Annotated in this window: 18 protein-coding genes; 9 read left to right on the top strand and 9 right to left on the bottom strand. The window is 74.2% G+C overall.

All coding sequences use genetic code 11. The features are described from left to right. Positions 1-20: 20 nt before the first annotated feature. The 4 genes from uvrB (at position 21) to AC0GKK_RS03960 (ending at position 5,956) form a co-directional block, all read left to right on the top strand. Positions 21-2,258: an excinuclease ABC subunit UvrB gene (gene uvrB / locus AC0GKK_RS03975; RefSeq protein WP_202968142.1), complete on the top strand. Its 2,238-nt coding sequence runs from the start codon at positions 21-23 to the stop codon at positions 2,256-2,258. 130 nt (positions 2,259-2,388) lie between these two features. Then, entirely contained in the window at positions 2,389-3,678 is a 1,290-nt protein-coding gene (locus AC0GKK_RS03970) for a glycosyltransferase 87 family protein (RefSeq protein ID WP_489883187.1), read from the top strand. Positions 3,679-3,848: 170 nt separating this feature from the next. Beyond that, entirely contained in the window at positions 3,849-5,054 is a 1,206-nt protein-coding gene (locus AC0GKK_RS03965) for a GAF domain-containing protein (RefSeq protein ID WP_489883980.1), read from the top strand. Positions 5,055-5,188: 134 nt separating this feature from the next. Then, complete coding sequence (locus AC0GKK_RS03960) at positions 5,189-5,956, top strand: acetoin reductase (protein WP_489883186.1); 768 nt, start codon at positions 5,189-5,191, stop codon at positions 5,954-5,956. A gap of 44 nt (positions 5,957-6,000) precedes the next feature. Here AC0GKK_RS03960 and AC0GKK_RS03955 read toward each other — a convergent pair whose 3' ends face one another. Then, on the bottom strand, positions 6,001-6,897 hold the full coding sequence (locus AC0GKK_RS03955) for an ABC transporter permease (RefSeq protein WP_226369490.1): 897 nt from the start codon (positions 6,895-6,897) through the stop codon (positions 6,001-6,003). After that, a complete protein-coding gene (locus tag AC0GKK_RS03950; RefSeq protein ID WP_489883185.1) occupies positions 6,894-10,013 on the bottom strand; it encodes an alpha/beta fold hydrolase in 3,120 nt (1,039 codons plus the stop codon). The genes AC0GKK_RS03955 and AC0GKK_RS03950 overlap by 4 nt, the downstream gene beginning before the upstream one ends. 234 nt (positions 10,014-10,247) lie before the next feature. On the opposite strand from AC0GKK_RS03950, the gene AC0GKK_RS03945 reads away from it, so the two are divergent. From AC0GKK_RS03945 to AC0GKK_RS03930, 4 genes are all read left to right on the top strand, one after another. Continuing rightward, complete coding sequence (locus AC0GKK_RS03945) at positions 10,248-11,942, top strand: metallophosphoesterase (RefSeq protein ID WP_489883184.1); 1,695 nt, start codon at positions 10,248-10,250, stop codon at positions 11,940-11,942. 260 nt (positions 11,943-12,202) lie between these two features. Continuing rightward, entirely contained in the window at positions 12,203-13,297 is a 1,095-nt protein-coding gene (locus tag AC0GKK_RS03940) for a TerC family protein (RefSeq protein ID WP_208823910.1), read from the top strand. 181 nt (positions 13,298-13,478) lie between these two features. Beyond that, the gene (locus tag AC0GKK_RS03935; RefSeq protein WP_489883183.1) at positions 13,479-14,576 is read left to right on the top strand and encodes a sodium:calcium antiporter; all 1,098 of its coding nucleotides are present in this window, start codon (positions 13,479-13,481) and stop codon (positions 14,574-14,576) included. A 19-nt stretch (positions 14,577-14,595) separates the two neighbouring features. Then, the gene (locus tag AC0GKK_RS03930) at positions 14,596-14,835 is read left to right on the top strand and encodes a hypothetical protein (RefSeq protein ID WP_489883182.1); all 240 of its coding nucleotides are present in this window, start codon (positions 14,596-14,598) and stop codon (positions 14,833-14,835) included. A 17-nt stretch (positions 14,836-14,852) separates the two neighbouring features. Here AC0GKK_RS03930 and AC0GKK_RS03925 read toward each other — a convergent pair whose 3' ends face one another. Further along, positions 14,853-15,356, bottom strand: coding sequence for a metallophosphoesterase family protein (locus tag AC0GKK_RS03925; RefSeq protein ID WP_489883979.1), 504 nt, complete (start codon positions 15,354-15,356; stop codon positions 14,853-14,855). Further along, a complete protein-coding gene (locus AC0GKK_RS03920; protein WP_226356486.1) occupies positions 15,353-15,730 on the bottom strand; it encodes an FKBP-type peptidyl-prolyl cis-trans isomerase in 378 nt (125 codons plus the stop codon). The genes AC0GKK_RS03925 and AC0GKK_RS03920 overlap by 4 nt, the downstream gene beginning before the upstream one ends. 119 nt (positions 15,731-15,849) lie before the next feature. Between AC0GKK_RS03920 and AC0GKK_RS03915 the strand changes: the two genes are divergently transcribed. Beyond that, the gene (locus tag AC0GKK_RS03915) at positions 15,850-16,506 is read left to right on the top strand and encodes an SMI1/KNR4 family protein (RefSeq protein WP_489883181.1); all 657 of its coding nucleotides are present in this window, start codon (positions 15,850-15,852) and stop codon (positions 16,504-16,506) included. A gap of 28 nt (positions 16,507-16,534) precedes the next feature. On the opposite strand, the gene pqqE is transcribed toward AC0GKK_RS03915, so the two are convergent. The 5 genes from pqqE to pqqA all read right to left on the bottom strand — a co-directional run bounded on the left by pqqE (position 16,535) and on the right by pqqA (position 19,721). Next, the gene (pqqE, locus tag AC0GKK_RS03910) at positions 16,535-17,617 is read right to left on the bottom strand and encodes a pyrroloquinoline quinone biosynthesis protein PqqE (RefSeq protein WP_251786432.1); all 1,083 of its coding nucleotides are present in this window, start codon (positions 17,615-17,617) and stop codon (positions 16,535-16,537) included. Beyond that, positions 17,614-17,976 (bottom strand): pyrroloquinoline quinone biosynthesis peptide chaperone PqqD, encoded by a 363-nt coding sequence (gene pqqD / locus AC0GKK_RS03905; protein WP_405417552.1) that lies wholly within the window; start codon positions 17,974-17,976, stop codon positions 17,614-17,616. The genes pqqE and pqqD overlap by 4 nt, the downstream gene beginning before the upstream one ends. After that, the gene (gene pqqC / locus AC0GKK_RS03900; RefSeq protein ID WP_346109196.1) at positions 17,963-18,670 is read right to left on the bottom strand and encodes a pyrroloquinoline-quinone synthase PqqC; all 708 of its coding nucleotides are present in this window, start codon (positions 18,668-18,670) and stop codon (positions 17,963-17,965) included. Before pqqC ends, pqqD begins: the two co-directional genes overlap by 14 nt. Before the next feature lies 1 nt (position 18,671). After that, complete coding sequence (pqqB, locus tag AC0GKK_RS03895) at positions 18,672-19,565, bottom strand: pyrroloquinoline quinone biosynthesis protein PqqB (RefSeq protein ID WP_251786435.1); 894 nt, start codon at positions 19,563-19,565, stop codon at positions 18,672-18,674. A 63-nt stretch (positions 19,566-19,628) separates the two neighbouring features. Beyond that, positions 19,629-19,721: a pyrroloquinoline quinone precursor peptide PqqA gene (gene pqqA / locus AC0GKK_RS03890; RefSeq protein ID WP_060712366.1), complete on the bottom strand. Its 93-nt coding sequence runs from the start codon at positions 19,719-19,721 to the stop codon at positions 19,629-19,631. Positions 19,722-19,728: the final 7 nt, after the last annotated feature.

Below are 19,728 nucleotides of genomic sequence, written 5' to 3'. Positions count from 1 at the left end.
GTCGCTCGTACCCTGGTGTCATGGCATTCGCGACCGAGGTCCCGGGCAGCGCGGCGGACTCCCGTGCCCGGGAGGACGAGGCACACCCGGACGCGGGCACCACCCCGGCGGACACCCCGCGTGCGCACTCCGAGCACCGCCCGGTGGGTGCGGTCGAGCGGAGCACGGCCCCGTTCCGGGTGGTCAGCGAGCACGTCCCGGCCGGTGACCAGCCGACCGCGATCGCCGAGCTGGACCGGCGCCTCCGTGCCGGCGAGCAGGACGTCGTCCTGCTGGGCGCCACCGGCACCGGCAAGTCGGCCACCACCGCGTGGCTGATCGAGCAGCAGCAGCGCCCGACGCTGGTGATGGCGCCGAACAAGACCCTGGCCGCGCAGCTGGCGAACGAGCTGCGGGAGATGCTCCCGAACAATGCGGTCGAGTACTTCGTCTCGTACTACGACTACTACCAGCCCGAGGCCTACATCGCGCAGACCGACACCTACATCGAGAAGGACAGCTCGATCAACGACGACGTCGAGCGGCTGCGGCACTCGGCGACGATGAACCTGCTGTCCCGCCGCGACGTCGTCGTGGTCGCCTCGGTGTCGTGCATCTACGGCCTCGGCACCCCGCAGTCCTACCTCGACCGGTCCGTCTCGCTGCGGGTCGGCGAGGAGGTCGAGCGGGACCGGCTGCTGCGGCTGCTGGTCGACGTGCAGTACACCCGCAACGACATGTCCTTCACCCGCGGCACGTTCCGGGTCCGGGGTGACACCGTCGAGATCATCCCCGCCTACCAGGAGCTGGCGCTGCGGATCGAGTTCTTCGGCGACGAGATCGAGGCGCTGTACTACCTCAACCCGCTGACGGGCGAGGAGGTCGAGCAGGTCGACGAGATCAAGGTCTTCCCGGCGACGCACTACGTCGCGGGCCCGGAGGCGATGGAACGCGCCGTGCGCGCCATCGAGGCGGAGCTGGAGGAGCGCCTCGCACAGCTGGAGAACCAGGGCAAGCTGCTCGAGGCCCAGCGGCTGCGGATGCGGACCCAGTACGACATCGAGATGATCCGCCAGGTCGGGTTCTGCTCGGGCATCGAGAACTACTCGCGCCACATCGACGGCCGCGGCGCCGGCACCGCGCCGGCCACCCTGATCGACTACTTCCCGGACGACTTCCTGCTGGTCATCGACGAGTCGCACGTGACCGTGCCGCAGATCGGCGGCATGTACGAGGGCGACATGTCCCGCAAGCGCAACCTCGTCGAGTACGGCTTCCGCCTCCCCTCCGCGGTGGACAACCGGCCGCTCACCTGGGAGGAGTTCGCCGACCGGATCGGCCAGACCGTCTACCTGTCCGCGACCCCGGGCCCCTACGAGCTCAACCGCACCGGCGGCGAGTTCGTCGAGCAGGTCATCCGCCCCACCGGCCTGGTCGACCCCGAGGTCGTCGTGAAGCCGACCAAGGGCCAGATCGACGACCTGGTCGCCGAGATCCGGGACCGGACCGCCAAGGACGAACGGGTCCTGGTCACCACGCTGACCAAGAAGATGGCCGAGGACCTCACCGACTACCTGCTCGAGCTCGGGATCAAGGTCCGGTACCTGCACTCCGAGGTCGACACCCTGCGCCGGGTGGAGCTGCTGCGGCAGCTGCGGTCCGGCGAGTACGACGTGCTGGTCGGCATCAACCTGCTCCGCGAGGGTCTCGACCTGCCCGAGGTGTCACTGGTGGCGATCCTCGACGCGGACAAGGAGGGCTTCCTCCGCTCCGGCACGTCACTGATCCAGACCATCGGCCGCGCGGCGCGCAACGTCTCCGGCCAGGTCCACATGTACGCCGACCGGATCACCGACTCGATGCGGTACGCCATCGACGAGACCGACCGGCGCCGCGCCAAGCAGGTCGCCTACAACACCGAGCACGGCATCGACCCGCAGCCGCTGCGCAAGAAGATCGCCGACATCCTCGACCAGGTCTACCGCGAGGCCGAGGACACCGAGGCCGTCCCGGTCGGCGGGTCGGGCCGCAACGCCTCGCGCGGCAAGCGGGCGGCGGGGGAGAAGGGCCGTCCGGCCGCGGCGGGCAGCTCCGGGGTGGCGGCGAAGGACACGGCGGGCATGCCGCGAGCCGAGCTGGCCGACCTCATCCAGCAGATGAACGACCAGATGCTCACCGCCGCACGGGACCTCCAGTTCGAGCTGGCGGCCCGGCTCCGCGACGAGATCGCCGACCTCAAGAAGGAGCTGCGGGGGATGGACGCGGCCGGGGTGTCGTAGGCGGGTCCCGCGGCGGGGCGCGGGGTCGCGCCCCGCTACCGTGGTCCACCGTCGTCCCCAAGCGGCCGCCGGGCTCCGCCCGTCGCGCGGCCCGTACCCGTCCGGCCCGGCCGCACACGGAGGAGCCCGCGTGACCGTCACCCGCACCCCGCACGACCCCGACGTGCCCGCCGCTCGCGGCGGGGCCGCCGCGGTCCTCGTCGGACGGCTGCGGACGGCGGCACTCACCCCCTGGACACTCGTGGTCACGGTGCCGCTGCTGGCCGCGGCGCTGTACTGGTCCTGGTTCCGGCTGCGCGACTACGCACTCGACCTCGACGTCTACCGGATCGGCGTGCAGGTCTGGCTGGACGGCGGTGACATGTACGGTCGGCTCCCGCTGCCCCTGCACGGGCCCGAGCTGCCGTTCATCTACCCGACCTTCGCGGCGATCACGATGGTGCCGCTGACCGTGGTGCCCTACGCCGTCGCGTTCACCGCCCAGTTCGTCGCCTCGGTGCTGTCGCTGGCGGTCTGCATCGCGCTCACGATCCGCGTCGCGTGGCCCGCGGGCGGGCGGCGGGCCCCGTTCGTGCTGGGCGTGCCGGTGCTGGCCGCGGCGCTGCTCATGGAGCCGGTCGCGCAGACCTTCGCCTTCGGCCAGATCAACCTCGTGCTGATGCTGCTCGTGCTGGTCGACCTGCTGGCCCCGCGGACCTGGTGGCCGCGCGGGCTGCTGCTCGGCCTGGCCGCGGCGATCAAGCTGACCCCGGGCGGGTTCGTCCTGTACTTCCTGGTGCGGCGGGACTGGAAGGCGGCGGGCGTCGCCGTCGTCACCGGCATCCTCGCGACCGGCCTCGGGTTCGTCGTCGACCTCGACTCCTCGGTGCGGTACTGGTTCGTCGGGGGACCGGCGGCCGGGGTCAGCGGCTCGACGTTCTTCTCCAACGAGACCGTGCAGGCCGTGCTCGCCCGCCAGGAGGTCCCCGACCCCTGGTTCCACATCCTGTGGCTGGGCATCGTCGCGGTCCTGCTGGCGCTGGCCGTGCCGGTCGTCCGGCGCTCCGAGCCGGTGATCGGGATGTCGGCGACGGCCGCCGTCGTGCTGATGGCGACCCCGACCGCCTGGTCGCACCACTGGGTGTGGGTCGTGCCCGCGCTGATCGGGATCGGTGCGCACGCCCTGCGGTACCGCAGCGCCGGGTGGGCCGCGGTCGGCGCGGTGATCGCCGCGATCTTCTACATCGCGCCGTTCCGCTGGATGCCCAACGTGTGGGGCGTCGAGATGAAGTGGAGCCTCTGGGAGCAGGTCCTCGGGGCCAGCTACGTCATCCCCGCCGCGCTGACCCTCGGACTGGGCTGCTGGTACGTCACCCGGGGCCCGGGCCGTCCCGGCGGTCCGCGGGCTCCGCACCCCGAGCGGCGTCACGTCGGATCCTGACCCTCCGGCGGGGTCCGGCCCGGGCACGACCGCCCGCGACTATGGCGCGGGTCACGGACACCCGCCTACTGTGGGAGCCGGAGGTGCCGGTGGAGCCAGTCGACGACGACCGGAACCGGGCAGGCGTGTGCGCCGTCCGCCCGGGGACCGACCTCGGTCGGCACGCCCGGATGCTGTCCCGGCTGCACGACGCGGTGCTGTCCGGCGACGCGCGCCCCGACGACACGGCGCGCGGACGTCGGCTGGTCACCCGCTCCTGGGACCGGGTACGGGCCCAGGGCGTGGACCCCGACGCCGGTGAGCCGCCCGGCCCGCTGGACGCCGCCGTCGTCGAGCAGCGCCGCGCGACGTCACCGCTGGTACCGGTGCTGCCCGCACTGCGTGCCGCGCTGACCTCGGTCGCCGAGGACGCGCGGCACGTGATGGTCGTCTGCGACGCCGACGGGGTCCTGCTGTGGCGGGAGGGCTCGACCGCCGTCCGCCGCCGCGCCGACGCGCTCGGGTTCACCGAGGGCGCGGAGTGGTCCGAGCAGGCGGTCGGCACCAACGCGATCGGGACCGCGCTCGCCGAGGGCGGGCCGGTGCAGATCTTCTCCGCCGAGCACTTCGTGCGCAGCCACCACGGCTGGACCTGCACCGCGGCCCCCGTGCACGACCCGCGCAGCGGTGAGCTGCTCGGCGTCGTCGACCTGTCCGGGCCCGCCGAGACCATCCACCCGACGACCGTCGCGCTCGTCGACACCGCGGTGCGGCTCGCCGAGGCCGGGCTGTGGCAGCGTCACGAGGCCCGCCTCGACGCGCTGCGCACCATCGGCGCCCCGATGCTCGCCGGCGACACCGGGCCGGGCCTGGTGGTCGACGACCACGGCTGGGTCGCCGCCGCGTCCGGGCTGCCCGGTGTCGAACGGGTCGCCGCACCGGTGCCGGAGCGCCTGATCGCCGTCCACGGGCTGGGGCCGTGCCTGCCCGAGCCGGTGCCCGGCGGCTGGCTGCTGCGCCCGGCGTCCGGCGGGAGCAGGCGGATGCGGCTGCGCCTGGACCTGGACGGCCGTCCGCCGCAGGCCGTCATCGAGGGCACGACCCGCTGGGTGCACCCGCTGTCGACCCGGCACGCCGAGGTCCTGGTGCTGCTCGCCCGTGCGGGGGCGAGCGGGCTGGACGCGGCCACGCTGTCCCAGGGGCTCTACGGCGACCGGGCGCACCTGGTCACCGTCCGCGCCGAGATGTCGCGGCTGCGCCGGAACCTGGGCGGGATCCTGCTGGCCCGCCCCTACCGGATCGCCCCCGAGGTCGAGCTGGACCTGACGGGGCTGGCCGGCAGCCGGGTCGTGCGGGAGTCGATCGCACCGGGCGTGGCCGCGTTGCGTCGCGACTGAGCGACCCCGTCGCTGCAACCCGGCTGCAACGCTGTCCGTGACCCGTGTCACCGGCTGGACTGGGGTCGCGGGAACGTCCCGCCGCGGCAGGGACGCCACCCCGGCGGCCCGCGCGAGCGAACTGGGAGGCCGACATGGGTGTCGCCGTGGTCACCGGAGCCGGACGCGGGATCGGGCGTGGCATCGCCCTGCGCCTGTCACGGGACGGGCACGCCGTCGCCGTCAACGACCGGGACGCCCACGGCGCCACCGCCGTCGCCGAGGAGATCCGCGCGGCGGGCGGGACCGCGGTGGCCTACCCGGCCGACGTCACCGACCCCGACGCGGTCACCGCGATGGTCGGCCAGGTGGCCGAGGAGCTCGGCGGTCTGGACGTGATGGTCGCGAACGCCGGTATCGCCCAGGTCAAGCCCCTGCTCGAGGTGACACCCGACGACCTGCGCACCATCTTCGACGTCAACGTGTTCGGCGTCGTCTTCTGCCTGCAGGCCGCCGCCCGCGTGATGATCGACCGGGGGACCGGCGGCAAGATCGTCAGTGCCGCGTCGATCGCCGGGCACCAGGGCTTCGACCTCCTCGGGCACTACTCGGCGACCAAGTTCGCCGTCCGTGCCCTCACCCAGGCCGCGGCCAAGGAGCTGGCGCCGCACCGGATCACCGTGAACGCGTACTGCCCGGGGATCGTCGGCACCGACATGTGGGACCTGATCGACGAGCAGATGGGCGCCCGCAGCGGCGCGGGGAAGGGCGAGACGCTCAAGCAGTACGCGGCCGGTATCCCGCTGGGCCGGGTGCAGACCGCCGACGACGTCGCCGCCTTCGTCTCCTACCTCGCCGGCCCGGACTCGGACTACATGACCGGCCAGGCCGTCATGATCGACGGCGGGGTGGTCATGGTCTGAGGGCCCACCGGGTGCCGGGCCGCGCGGGTGGCCCGGCACCGCGGTCAGCTGGTGATGTCCTTGGTGCGGAACCGCCACGCCGCGAGCCCCAGGAATCCGGTGGCGTAGCAGACCGCGGAGAACGTCCCGTAGGTCATGTCCGACCAGTCGACATCGGTCGCCAGCAGCGCCGACCAGGCGTCGCCGTAGTGGGTCGGGAGGAAGTCCCGGATGATCCCCAGGTCCTCGATCTGGTCGATGATCTGGGAGACGATCGAGGCCATCACCGCGCCGCCGACCGCGCCCAGCGGGGCGTCGGTGCTCACCGACAGCAGCAGCGCCAGCCCGGCCACCCAGCTCAGCTGCACGGTCACGTACAGCGCGCCGAGCATCACCCGCCCGGCCGCGCTCCAGAACGGCAGCGACTCCCCGATCGGCGAGACCAGGTCCCCGGTGCCGTAGGCGATCGCCCCCACCACCAGCGACGCGACCGGGAGCAGCAGCAGCGCCGCCACCGACAGCACCCCCGCGACGACGGCCTTCTGCCGCAGCAGCCGCGCCCGCGGCACCGGGACGGCCAGCAGGTAGCGCAGCGACGACCACGACGCCTCCGAGGCCACCGTGTCGCCGAAGAACAGCGCGACCAGCACCACCAGCAGGAAGCTCGCCGAGGCGAACAGCGTGAACACCGCGAAGTTCGCGGCGCTGCCCGACGCCAGGTCGACCAGGCTCGGGCCACGGGCGCCGGGCTCGTCGTCGCCGAGGGAGAACGCCGCCCACAGGATGATCGGCATCGCCACCACCAGCGCGAACGCGACCTGGGTGCGACGGCGCTGGAGCTGGCGGACCAGCTCGGTGCGCAGCGGCATGGTCCGTCCCGGGACGGCGGGCGGCGCGGCCCGGCCGGTCACGAGGTCGCCGACGTGCCCGCGGCGGGTCGAGAGCTGACGGTCGTCACTCACGAGGTACCTCCGACGTCGCGCCCCTCGGGGCCCACCAGTTCCAGGAACGCGTCCTCCAGCCGCCCACGCGGCCCGGCCGCGCTGACCGCGACCCCACCGGACACCAGCGCGGCGACGGCGTCGGCGCGGGCGGTGCCGTCGAGATGGGCGTGCACGACGCCCGGCTGGTCCCCGGTGACGACGTCGGTGACGCCGTCGAGGGCGGCCAGCACGGCCCGGGCCCGGCCGGTGTCGTCCACGGTGAACGACGAGCCGCCCCCGGCCGCCATCAGCTCGGCGACCGTCCCCGCGGCGACGACCGTGCCGCGGTGCATGACCACGACCTCCGAGCAGGTCTGCTCCACCTCCGACAGCAGGTGGCTGGACACGAGCACGGTCCGGCCGCCCGCGGCGTAGCGGCGCAGCAGCTCGCGCATCGCGTGGATCTGGGGCGGGTCGAGCCCGTTGGTGGGCTCGTCGAGGATGAGCAGCTCGGGCAGGCCCAGCATCGCCTGCGCGATCGCGAGGCGCTGCCGCATGCCCTGGGAGTAGGTGCCGACGCGGCGGTGCACCGAGTCGCCGAGCCCGGCGATCTCCAGCGTCTCCTCCATCCGCGCCTGCTCCGGCGGGCGCCCGGTGGCCTCCCAGTAGAGCCGCAGGTTCTCCGCGCCCGACAGGTGCGGCAGGAACCCGGGTCCCTCGACGAACGCGCCGATCCGGGACAGCACCGCCGCGCCGGGACGGATGGGACGGCCGAACGCCGTCATCGTCCCGGCGGTGGGCGCGATCAGGCCCATGAGCATGCGCAGGACGGTCGTCTTGCCGGCGCCGTTCGGGCCGAGCAGGCCGAGCACCGCGCCGCGCGGCACGGTGAACGAGACGTCCGACACCGCGGCGAACCCGTTGCGGTAGGTCTTCGCCAGCCCGCCGACGACCAGCGGCGGAGCGTCGCCGGGCACGTCGTCGTCGGAGGGCTCGGTCCGGCGCGACCGCAGCCGCGCCACCAGCCACACCAGGAGTGCCGCGGCCAGCACCGCGGCGATCCCGAGCACCGGCCACAGCGGGACGGTTCCCGCCGACTCGGTGCGGCCGGGCACCTGGGGCACCGACAGCGCGGTGTCCCCGGCGAGCCCGACCCGCCACACGGCCGGGTCGGCGCCGGAGTCGTAGCCCTGGTCGGTCGTCGACAGCTGCACCAGCAGGCGGCTGCCCGCCTGCACCGGCGCGACGACGCCGGGCAGCGTCACCGTCGCCTCGGCGGGGGAGCCGTCGGCGGGGACGGCGATCCGCAGCGGCGCGACGGCGTTGCCCAGCAGCGTGCTGCGCCCGTCGGGGGTGAGCGTGGTGAGCGACGCGAACAGCACCGCGGTGTCCGGGGCGGGCTGTCCGGCGATCCGCGCGACGCGCACCGTCACCCGCGGCGCCCCGGAGGGCTGCATCGCGTCGGCGACGGGTGCGGTGAGGAACCGGGCGGACTGGCCCGGCGTCGTCAGGCCGGACAGGCCGCCGAGCGAGCCCAGCGACCCGAGCGCCGAGCCGAGGCCCGGCAGCGACGTGAGCGCCGACGGGTTCCCGCCCGGCGGGTGGACGACGGTCTGCTCGCCGCCGTCCAGGGGCAGCGCGGTCGTCGGGGCGGGGCCGGAGCCCGCGGTCAGGCCGGGGTAGGCCCCGGCGAGGACGGTCCGGCCGGTGGGGGTGTCGCCGCGGGTGCGGACGGTGCTGCGGACCTGGTAGGCGAAGGGGGCCTCGGCGAGACCACCGGTCGTGCCCTCCGCCGCGGGCAGGCCCCGCAGGTGCTGGTCGAACCAGTCGGCGATGCGGGCGCGGACCTCGGAGTCGGGGCCGCCGCCGTCATGGCCGCCCGCGAACCACAGCACCGACACCGGGGTGCCGTTCGCGGCGATCTGGCGGGCGTTCGCGTCGGCCTGGTCGAGACCGAACAGGGTGTCCTGCTCGCCCTGGACCAGCAACGTCGGGGCGGTGATCCGGTCGGTGACGGTCGCGGGGGAGGAGCGGCGGAGCAGCTCGGCCAGCTCCGGGGAGACGCGGCCGGTGCGGGCGGCCTCGCCGTAGGCGGCGCAGACGTCGCGGGCGAAGCGTCCGCAGATCGGGTCCGACGCCGGCCGCGACGCGTCCGGTGCCCGGCCGGTGGCCGCGCCGGGCGCCGTGGCGCCTCCCGGGCCGGCCGCGGTGCCGGCGGCGGTGCCCGGTCCCGCGGTGCCGGCGCCGTCCGGTCCGGACGCGCCCGCGGTGCCGTCGGAGGAGGACGCCCCGCCCGAGGACGAGCCGAAACCGCCCCCACCGCCGGAGCCGCCGGAACCGGAGCCACCGAGCCCGCCGGAGGAGCCGGCGGCGGCACCCGCCGGTGAGTCCCCGCCTGCGGGCACCCGGCCACCGGAGCCGAAGAACACCCCGGCCCAGCCGCTCTTGAACACCCCGTCGCCGGCGCCCGCACCGGCCGCGGGCGTGCCCGGCGGCGTCGCACCGGCCGGGACGGCGTTGTTGGGGAACAGCGCCTGGCCCAGGTCGTTCCAGGTGATCACCGGCACGATCGCGTCGATCCGCCGGTCGTACCCGGCCAGCAGCAGGGCGAGGCCACCGCCGTAGGACCCACCGGTCACACCGACGCGGGGGTCGCCGTCGGCGTCGCGCTGCACGTCGGCGCGCGCGGCGAGACGGTCCACCAGCCGCGACGCGTCGGCCACCTCGCGGTCGGGGTCGTCCAGCCCGATCGAGCCACCGGAGGCGCCGAACCCGCGCGCGGTCCAGGTCTGCACCACGTAGCCGCGGGCGGCGAGCTCGCGGGCGTCGGAGTCGACGGAGGCCTTGCTGCCGCCGAAGCCGTGCGCCACCAGCACCGCGGGTGCGGGGGAGGCCGCGGTCGCCGAGGCGGGGACGTAGAGCGAGGTGTCCAGGTCGATCGTGCCCGGCTGCCCGGGGCCTGCCGGGACGGCGACCTTCTCCTCGGTCACGGCGACCGCGCCGCCGTCGTCGGCCGCCGCCGCGGCGGGCGCCGGCGCGGCGACCGGGACACCGGGTGCGGCCGACGCGGCCGGGGCGAACGCCAGCACCAGGGCGGCGACCGTCGTCGCCACGATCGGGGTACGGACCCACCGGGTCCGGGGGAGCACGTGCACGTCATCGAAACTACGCAGATCGCCGCGACCGCGTCGCCGGGCGGCGGGTGCGTCCCGCCACGCCCGCCGCCCGGCACCGGTCCGGCACGGGAACCGGCACCGGCCCCGGCGAACCGGGCACCCGGGATGAAGGCCGCACCAACGGCGCGTGACCCCGGGGTGTCGCCGGGCGTTCACCCGACGTTCCGCCGTGCAACGCCGACCGGAAGCCGCGGCCCGGCACCGTCACCGGGTGTGAGCGTCAACCCCACCGGAGAGACCCCCGGCGTCGGAGTCCCGCGGGCACTCGCCGTCGACATGACGATCGCCGACCAGCAGGACTGGCTCGCCGCCTTCCTGCGACGCCACCCCGTCAGCCGGCGCACCGCGCTGCGCGGCGGCGCCGGAGTCCTGGCGACCCTCGCGGCGTCCGGGTCGCCCTGGGCCCGCGGGGTGGCCGCGGCCGCCGCACCCGCGCCGGTGACCGTCGTCGGACGGCACCTGGCCTACGGGCCCGACCCGGCCCGCTCGATGTCGTTCTCCGGGGAGCTGACCGCGGCCCCGCCGCCCGGGCGGATGGTCGTCGACGTCGGCACCGACTCCGGGTTCGGGCTCACGCTCCCGGTGCAGGTCCGCCCGCTGGAGAGCCTCGTCCCGCAGGTGGACGGCAGCATCCGCGGCACCCGCCAGTGGTTCGCCCACGCCCGCGCCGACGGCCTCACCCCCGGCAGCCGCTACGTCTACCGGTTCCGCATCGAGGCCCCCGGCGGAACCACGGCGACCACCGCCACCAGCACCTTCCGCACGGCCGCGCCCCGCGGCACCCGGCACCGGTTCACCTTCACCGCCTTCGCCGACCAGGGCGTGAGCACCGGTGGGGAGCCGAACCACTACAAGCCCGACGACACCCACCGCAGCCCGGCGCCCGCGGAGGCGCTGACCGCGCTCGTCGCCGCGGAGGCACCCGCGTTCCACCTGCTCGCCGGCGACATCTGCTACGCCGACCCCTCCGGCGCCGGCCGGCCGGTCCGCAACGGCGCCCCGCAGGACGACGAGGCCCACGACAGCTTCGACCCCACCGTCTGGAGCACCTACTTCGCCGCGATCGAACGCTCGGCCGCGTCGACCCCGTGGATGTTCGCCACCGGCAACCACGACATGGAGGCGCTCTACGACCTGAACCGGGCCGACGGCCCCGCGCACGGCTACGCCGGTCACGCCGCCCGGCTCGCGCTGTCCGGGACCGGCCCCCGCGGCTGCCCCTCGGTGTACGCGTTCACCCACGGCACCGTCGGGGTCGTCAGCGTGGACGCCAACGACCTCTCCACCGAGATCCCGACCAACGCCGGCTACTCCGGCGGGACCCAGCTGACCTGGCTGGAGCGGACCCTGGCCGGCTGGCGCGCCGACCCGGACGTCGAGTGGATCGTGCTGTTCTTCCACCACTGCGCGTTCGCCACCTCGGGCTCGCACGCCTCCGACGCCGGGGTGCGACGGGCGCTGGCGCCGCTGTGCGACCGCTACCGGGTCGACCTGTGCGTGCAGGGCCACAACCACCAGTACGAGCGCACCGACCCCATCCGCGACGGCCGCCCCACCCGTCCGGCGCCGGACCGCTCCACCGTCCACCCGGAGACCGACGGCACCACCTACGTGTGCGTCGGCTCCGGCGGACGGCCCCGCTACCGCTGGCAGCCCGGCGAGACCGACAGCTTCCGCGGCCACGAGACCGAGCAGGCGCCGGTCACGAGCTTCCTGGCCGGTCCCGACGACCAGAAGCAGACCGAGACCGTCACCTGGTCGCGGGCCCGCTACCTCGGCTACGCCTACCTGCGCTGCTCGGTGGTCCCCGGTTCCGGCGGCACCGACTCCCGGCTCGTCGTGCACGCGATCTCCGACCTCGGCGAGGAGATCGACATGGTCCGGCTCAGCCGTCGTGCGCGCCGCTGAACCGGACACACCGGACGACTTCCGGCCCCGACCGGGTGCCCTGGGTCACCCCGACTCGCCATGCAACGGACCAGGGAGGACACTTCACCTACCGCAGGGGAGTATCCCTACCGCGGTGGTGTCGTCAGCACGGTGTCGTCGCGAGCGTGGTTCGCGAGCGGACCCGGCACCACCGGCCACGCTCGGCAGCCGCAGCAGCGGGCTGCCGTGGCGGGAGAGACCTCGGGCTGTCTGATGCTGCCCTGGTCTGGAGGAACTTCGTGAACGTACCCCTGTGGGTCTGGCTGGTCACCATCGTCGGGTTCGTGCTGGTGATCGGTGCGGACCTGTGGCTCAACGACCACAAGCCGCACGCCGTGACCCTGGGCGAGGTCACCCGCTGGGTCGTCTTCTACGTGGCGCTGGCCGTCGCGTTCGGCTGCGGGGTCTGGTTCTTCTCCGGGGGCACCTACGCCGGCGAGTTCTTCGCCGGCTACCTGACCGAGTACTCGTTGTCGGTCGACAACCTGTTCGTCTTCCTCATCATCATGTCCGCGTTCAAGGTGCCGGTCCTCCACCAGCACCGGGTGCTGCTGGTCGGCATCGTGATCGCGCTGATCATGCGGAGCATCTTCATCGCCGCGGGCGCGGCGGTCATCGACCGCTTCAGCTGGGTGTTCTTCCTCTTCGCCGCGTTTCTCATCTACACCGCCGTCTCGCTGGTCAAGCAGGCTGCCGGCGGCGACGACGAGGAGTGGAAGGAGGGCCGGGTCCTGCAGTGGGTCCGCAAGGCCTTCCCGGTCACCGACGACTACCACGGTGCCAAGACCACCGTGAAGATCGACGGCAAGCGCTGGCTGACCCCGATGCTGATCGTGATGATCGCCATCGGCGTCACCGACATCATGTTCGCCCTGGACTCGATCCCGGCGATCTTCGGCCTCACCCAGGAGCCCTACCTGGTCTTCACCGCGAACGCGTTCGCGCTGATGGGGCTGCGCCAGCTCTACTTCCTGCTCGGCGGGCTGCTCAACAAGCTGGTCTTCCTGTCCTACGGCCTCGCGGTGCTGCTCGCCTTCATCGGCGTCAAGCTCGCCCTGCACGCCCTGCACGAGAACGAGCTGCCCTTCATCAACGGCGGGGAGCCGGTCCCGGTCCCCGAGGTCGGGATCGGACTCTCGCTCGGCGTCATCGTCGGCGTCCTCGCGCTCACCACGATCGTCAGCCTCGTGGCGGTCCGGATGAAGCCCGAGCTGGCCGAGCAGGGCAGCGGGATCACCGCGCCGCCGCTGGCCCGCACCAAGGAGGAGGCCGCGCAGATCGAGGCCCAGGACGAGCAGGCCGACCACCGGGTGAGCGCGCCCCCGCGCGACTGAGGCCCCCGGCCCGTCGGATCCGCATCGGACACCGGGGCGGGGCCGTGTCGGCCCCGCCCCGCCCGGCGCGCCGCGCCTGTGACCAGGCGAAACGTCCTGCCTGGTGATTGTCAAGTGTTGCTTCGCCACGTGGTCCAGTTCACTATCGGGTGATCCTGGCGTCGTAGCGAGGGGCTGACGCATGATCCCGGTGATCGAGTTCGTCCTGGGCGTCGCCGTGCTGGTGTACAGCGCGGAGAAGCTCATCGGCTACCTGGTCGGGGTGGCGAGTCGCTGGGCGATCTCGCTGTTCCTGATCGCCGTCGTCTTCACCGGGATCGAGTTCGACGACCTCGCGTTCGGGGTCGTGCTGAACATGGAGGACCTCAGCGACGTCGCGCTCGGCGCCGTCATCGGCACCACGATCGCGCTGACCGGCATCGTGCTCGCGCTCGCCGCGATCATCGCGCCGACCCGGGTCGAGGTCCCGCGCGACTACCTCGCGCTCTACGTCGCCGCCCCGGTGGTGATGTTCCTGCTCGCGCTCGGCGGGCTGCTCACCGCCGGCACCGGCGTCGTGCTGATCCTGCTGTTCGTCGCCTTCGTCGGCTGGATCGCCTACCGCGAGTACTCCGCCCGTCGGCCCGTCTGGCGCAACGCCGAGGTCTACGAGCAGCTGGAGAAGGCCGGGGTCGCCGCGGGCGGGAGCACGACGGCGACGGTCGCGCCGAGCGGCCCGCCCCGGACCGACGCGGCGGCCGGCAGCCCCGGGTTCCGGCTGCCCGAGGACCTGCGCGTCGACGACGGCTTCCTCAAGGCCCGCGCCCAGCCGCCCGGGCGGACCATCCTGTTCGCCGTCATCGCGCTGATCGGGCTGGTCGTCGGTGCGCTCATCGCCGGGCAGGGCACCGAGGGCATCCTCGAGACCTGGGCGATCAGCGGGACGGTCTTCGGGGTCACCATCGCGACGCTCGCGCTGTCCCTCGAGGACATCCTGATCACCGTCGAGCCGGCCCGGCGCGGCGCGCCCGAGATCGCCGTCGCGAACGTGCTCGGCAGCGTCGTGTTCTCGGTGACCGGCAAGCTCGGCGTGATCCTGCTGGTCGGCGGGGCGATCGTGGTCGACCCGACGGCCCTGGTCTGGCACCTGCCGGTGCTGCTCGGGCTCACCGTGCTCTCCGCGGTGTTCCTGGGCACCGGACGCATCCGCCGCTGGCACGGCGTGGTGCTGCTGGGGCTCTACGTCGCCTACTTCGTCCTCAGCCTGACCGTCTTCGGCGGCGTCCCCGTCGACGACTGAGCACCTGCAGGGAGACCCGATGCTCACGAAGGACCGGATGGCCGCGGCGCTCGTCGTCGTGGCCGCGCTGGTCGGCCTCGTGCTCGTGTTCGGCACGGGCGAGGGCGCCCGCGACGACGACGACGCCCCGGCGGGCGGCCCGCCGTCGGCCACCCGGGTGGACGACGACGACCAGCGGGCCCCGGCCGCTCCGGCCCCGCAGGACCGGGCGCCGGGGCAGCAGCAACAGCAGCCCGACGACGATGACGACGACGGCTGAGCGGCGGCTGAGCGGCGTCAGAGGTGGTGCAGCACGACGTCGTCGATCCGGCCGTCGTGCAGGGTCAGCGTCATCCAGGTGTGGGTCGGCATCCGGCGCCGGTCGGTCGGCGACCCCGGGTTGAGCAGACGCAGCCCGTCCGCCGCGGAGTCCCACGGGATGTGCGAGTGCCGGAACACCAGCAGGTCGGTGTCGGGGTGCGCGGCGAGCGCCCGGCGTTCGCGGCCCTGCTTCGGGCCGGTCTCGTGGGTCACCGCGACCCGGACCCCGTCGAGGGTCGCCCGGGCCGTCTCCGGCAGCCGGGCGCGCAGCTCGTCGCCGTCGTTGTTGCCCCAGCAGGCGAGCAGCCGGGCCGCGCGTCCCTCGACCCGGTCGAGCAGCTCCACCGAGCACCAGTCACCGGCGTGCACGACGACGTCGGCGGCGTCGACGGCCTCCCACACCGGCCCGGGGAGCCCACCGGAGTGGGCGGCCCCGCGGCTCGGGTGGTGGGTGTCGGAGATCAGCAGGAGCGCGGTCAGCGCACGCCCACCAGGTCGCAGACGAAGATCAGTGTCTCGTTCGGGGCGATGACGCCGCCCGCGCCGCGGGCGCCGTAGCCCAGGTGCGGCGGGATCACGAGCCGGCGGCGGCCGCCGACCTTCATCCCGGCGACGCCGTTGTCCCAGCCGGAGATGACCTGGCCGGCGCCGAGGCCGAACTGCAGCGGCTGGCCGCGGTCGTAGGAGTTGTCGAACTCGCGGCCGGTGGACTGCGAGACCCCGACGTAGTGCACGGCGACGGTGTCACCGGGCTTGGCCTCCGGGCCGTCGCCGACGGTCAGGTCCTCGGTCACGAGGTCGGTGGGCAGCGGGCCGTCGACGATCTCGACGGCGGGCTTCTGCGGTGCGGACACGGACGTGCTCCTCACGGACGGGGACGGCCCGCGGGGGCGGGCCGTGGGTGCGCGACGACCCTGCCAGAACCCGCCGGCGGGTGCGTCCCGGGCCCGCCCGTCGTGGCACGCTGCACACCGTGACCGGTGACCGTGACCTCTCCGGCGGCGCCCCCGACGACGGCGTCGCGACCGACTGGCCCCGCTGGCTCGACGTGTTGGAACGGGCCGGGATCCCGGCCTCGTCCAACCTCCGCGCGCCCGCGGAGCCCGGCGCGGTGGCCGACGCCGAGGCGGTGTTCGGCCGGGAGTTCCCGGCCGCGCTGCGGGCCCTCTACGCGCTCGCCGACGGCCAGCTGGCCGACCACCCGCGCGCCCCCGGCCCGCACCCCGAGGTCGCGACGAGCCTGTTCCCCGCGACCTACCGGTTCGTGCCCCTGGCCGAGGCGACGCGGGAGTACCGCGGCTGGCTCGACGTCGTCGCCGACATGGGGCACGACCACGTGACCGTGCGCGCCGGGGACCCGGTGCTGGCCCACTACTGGGACGCGGGGTGGTGGCCGCTGGCCGTCGACGGCGGCGGGAACGCCCTGGTCGTCGACACCGTCCCGGAGCCCGGTGGCGCCGTCGGGCAGATCGTCGTCGCCGGTCCGGACGAGGACGAGCGCCGCGTGGTCGGGACCGGTGTGGGGGACTACCTGCGCCGGCTGATCGCCGCCGGACCGGAGGTCGACGACGCGGTCGTCGACCCCTCGGACCGGGCCTACCGCTTCTGGGACGCCGCGCACCTGCGCTGACCGGGCGCGGCCCGCTGCCGCTCCGGCCTCAGCGGTGCGGCCGGGGCGCCAGCTCCAGGTCCACCCGCGCCGGCCGGTTCGCCTCGGACACCACGTCCTCGACGAGCCCGTGCTCGGGCGACAGGTGGCACACCGGGTCGGTGGCCGCGGCGTCACCGGTGAGCTGGAACGCCTGGCAGCGGCACCCGCCCAGGTCGATCTCGCGACGGTCGCAGGTCCGGCACGGCTCCTGCATCCAGTCCTCGCCGCGGTAGGCGGTGAACAGCGGCGCCGAGGTCCAGATCTCCTCGAGGCCGCTGTCGCGGACCGAGGCCCGCGGCAGCGGCAGGGTCTGCGCGGCCGGGCAGGGCAGCGCGTCGCCGTTCGGGGCGACGGTGAGCTGGCGCTGCGCCCAGCCGCCCATGCACGGCTTGGGGTAGCGGGAGTAGTAGTCGGGCAGCACGTGCACGACCTCCATCGACCCGGCCAGGCGCGCCCGGGCGGCGGTGACGACCTCCTCGGCCCGGTCGAGCTGCTCGCGGGTCGGGAGCAGCGACGACCGGTTGCGCCAGGCCCAGCCGTAGTACTGGGTGTTGGCGAGCTCCACCCGGTCGGCGCCGAGGCGCTCCACGAGGTCGACGATCGCGCCGATCCGCTCGATGTTCTGCCGGTGCAGCACCACGTTGACCGTCAGCGGCCAGCCCAGCTCACGGACGAGCCGGCAGGCCTCCAGCTTCTTGTCGAACGAGCGGATCCCGGCGATCCGGTCGGAGGTGGCGGGCTCGTCGGCCTGCACGCTGACCTGCACGTGGTCCAGCCCCGCCGCGCGCAGCGCCTCGGCCCGCGGCCGGGACAGCCCGATCGCACTGGTCACGAGGTTGGTGTACATACCCAGGTCGCAGGCGGTGCGGACCAGCTCGGGCAGGTCCCGCCGCAGCAGCGGCTCCCCGCCGGACAGGTGGCACTGCAGCACGCCCATGGCGGCGGCCTCGCCGAACACGCGCTGCCAGTCGGCGGTGGACAGCTCGTCGTCGTAGCGGGCCAGCTCGATCGGGTTCGAGCAGTAGGCGCACGCCAGCGGGCAACGGTAGGTGAGCTCGGCGAGCAGCCCGAACGGGCGCGGGGCGCTCATCCGAGCGCCACCAGGTTCCGGGCGACGAGCCGGGTCAGGTAGTCGCGCACCTGGTCGCCGACGACCAGCGCGTCGGCCTCGTCGAAGTCCGCGACCAGCGCCGCGACGATGTCGTCGACGCTGCGCTCGCCGTCGCACAGGCGCAGCACCGCGTGCCCGGTCCGGTTCAGTACGACGACGGTCTCCGGCCCGAGCAGCACCCACCCGCCGGTCGGGCGGTCCGGCCGCATCCGCACGTGCCGGCCGAGCCGGGGCCGGGAGTCCCCGGTGACCGCGGGTGTGCGGGCGGCCCGTTCGCCGCGTCGTGGCGCCGGGACCCGTTCCGCGCCGGTGGCGGTCGACCCGTCACGCGTAGGCATGGTCGATCGCATCCATGATCGCCCAGAGCACGTCGCACTTGAACGACAGCGCGGCCTCGGCGGCGTCCTGCTCGGCGGGGGTGCGGCAGTGCGCGACGACGACCTCCAGTGCGTGCTCGGAGTCCCGCGGAGCCTGGAACAGCCGGTTGCGGAAGTACTGGAGCCCGTCCGGGTCGATCCAGGTGTAGTACTTCTCGAACGCCGCCAGCCGCTCGGCCATCAGGTCCGGGGCGAACAGCTCGGTCAGCGACGACGCGACCGCCTCGACCCACGGCCTCGTGCGGGCGAAGCCCACGTAGGCGTCGACGGCGAACCGCACCCCGGGCTGCACGTGCCGGTGGTCGGTGATCTCCGACCGGCTCAGCCCGCACGCCTCGCCGAGCCGCAGCCACGCCTCGATACCCCCCTGTCCGGAGTTCCCGCTGCCCGGTTCCCGGCCGTCGTGGACTCCATCATGATCAGTGATCCGGCGGATCCACCGCCGCCGGACCCCGACGTCGGGGCAGTTCGAGAGGATCGCCGCGTCCTTGACCGGGATGGCCTCCTGGTAGGCGAACCGGTTCGCGACCCAGCCGCGGATCTGGTCCGGGGTGAGGGTGCCGTCGTTCATGCGGACGTGGAACGGGTGCGCCGAGTGGTACTGCGCGGCGTGCGCCCGCAGCCGTCGCACCAGCGCGGTGTCCGGAGCGGTCATGTCAGACCTCCAGTTCCAGTCCGTCGAACCCGACGACGACCCCGGCGGCGGTGACCGCGGCGCGTTCGGCGGAGTCCTCCAGCAGGACGGGGTTGGTGTTGTTGACGTGCACGTAGACGATCCGGGGCACACCGAGGGCGGTGAGCACCTCCAGGCTGCCACCCCGGCCGCCGACGTGCAGGTGTCCCATGTCGTGCGCCGTCTTCGCGGCCAGCCCGAGCCGGACCAGCTCGTCGTCGTGCCAGGTCGTGCCGTCGACGAGCAGCAGGTCGGCGCCGTCGATCTCGTCCTGCACGGCGGGGGTCAGCTCCTGCACGCCGGGCAGGTACACCGCGTACCGGCCGGACGCGGTGTCGGTGAACCGGTACCCGACCACCCGCCCGGGCAGGCCCTCGGCGACGCCGAACCGGTCGTGCTTGCCCGTCGGCGCCTCGAACGCGCGGTAGACGAGGCCGCCGAGGTCGTGGTCGGCGCCGGGGACGACCTCGGTCCAGGTGACCGGGCAGAACCGCTCCAGGGTGGGCAGCAGCCCGGATCCCTCGCGCAGGGTCCGCTCGGTCGCCGCGGTCGCGTGCAGCGACACCCCGCGGCCCTCGCGCAGCAGCACCAGCCCCAGGGTGTGGTCGATCTCGGCGTCGGTGAGCAGCACACCCTGCAGCGGGGTCGTCCGGTCGCCGGTCGGGTGCAGCGCGGGAGCGTCGGCGAGCTGGGTGCGGACGTCGGGGGAGGCGTTGACCAGCCACCACCGCCGCCCGTCGGGGGAGACGGCGATCGAGGACTGGGTGCGCGGCGTCGCCGGTCGCGACCCGTCGCGCACCGCCCGGCAGCCCGGACAGCCGCAGTTCCACTGCGGGAAGCCACCGCCCGCCGCCGATCCGAGGATCCGGATCCTCATGGCACCCCCTGTTCCACGGCGACGGCCGGGGCGCGCTGCGCGCGCCCCCGGCCGTCGGTCACCTCACGCCTCGGTCCGGGCGATGTACATCGTCACCTCGGGCGCGCAGCCGATCTCCTCGAACTCCGGCGCCTCCCACTCGGTGGTCGACTCCATGCGATCA

Source organism: Pseudonocardia sp. P-1, assembly GCF_058111925.1.
This window is presented reverse-complemented; position numbering and strand designations above follow the sequence as displayed.

What these genes read in the sequence shown, in the direction of transcription:
- AC0GKK_RS03930 (WP_489883182.1), top strand. Translation starts at nt 14,596, where the DNA reads ATGCTCACGAAGGACCGGATGGCCGCGGCGCTCGTCGTCGTGGCCGCG.
- pqqC (WP_346109196.1), bottom strand. Translation starts at nt 18,670, where the DNA reads ATGACCGCTCCGGACACCGCGCTGGTGCGACGGCTGCGGGCGCACGCC.
- pqqB (WP_251786435.1), bottom strand. Translation starts at nt 19,565, where the DNA reads ATGAGGATCCGGATCCTCGGATCGGCGGCGGGCGGTGGCTTCCCGCAG.
- AC0GKK_RS03960 (WP_489883186.1), top strand. Translation starts at nt 5,189, where the DNA reads ATGGGTGTCGCCGTGGTCACCGGAGCCGGACGCGGGATCGGGCGTGGC.
- pqqA (WP_060712366.1), bottom strand. Translation starts at nt 19,721, where the DNA reads ATGGAGTCGACCACCGAGTGGGAGGCGCCGGAGTTCGAGGAGATCGGC.
- AC0GKK_RS03935 (WP_489883183.1), top strand. Translation starts at nt 13,479, where the DNA reads ATGATCCCGGTGATCGAGTTCGTCCTGGGCGTCGCCGTGCTGGTGTAC.
- AC0GKK_RS03965 (WP_489883980.1), top strand. Translation starts at nt 3,849, where the DNA reads ATGCTGTCCCGGCTGCACGACGCGGTGCTGTCCGGCGACGCGCGCCCC.
- pqqE (WP_251786432.1), bottom strand. Translation starts at nt 17,617, where the DNA reads ATGAGCGCCCCGCGCCCGTTCGGGCTGCTCGCCGAGCTCACCTACCGT.
- pqqD (WP_405417552.1), bottom strand. Translation starts at nt 17,976, where the DNA reads ATGCCTACGCGTGACGGGTCGACCGCCACCGGCGCGGAACGGGTCCCG.
- uvrB (WP_202968142.1), top strand. Translation starts at nt 21, where the DNA reads ATGGCATTCGCGACCGAGGTCCCGGGCAGCGCGGCGGACTCCCGTGCC.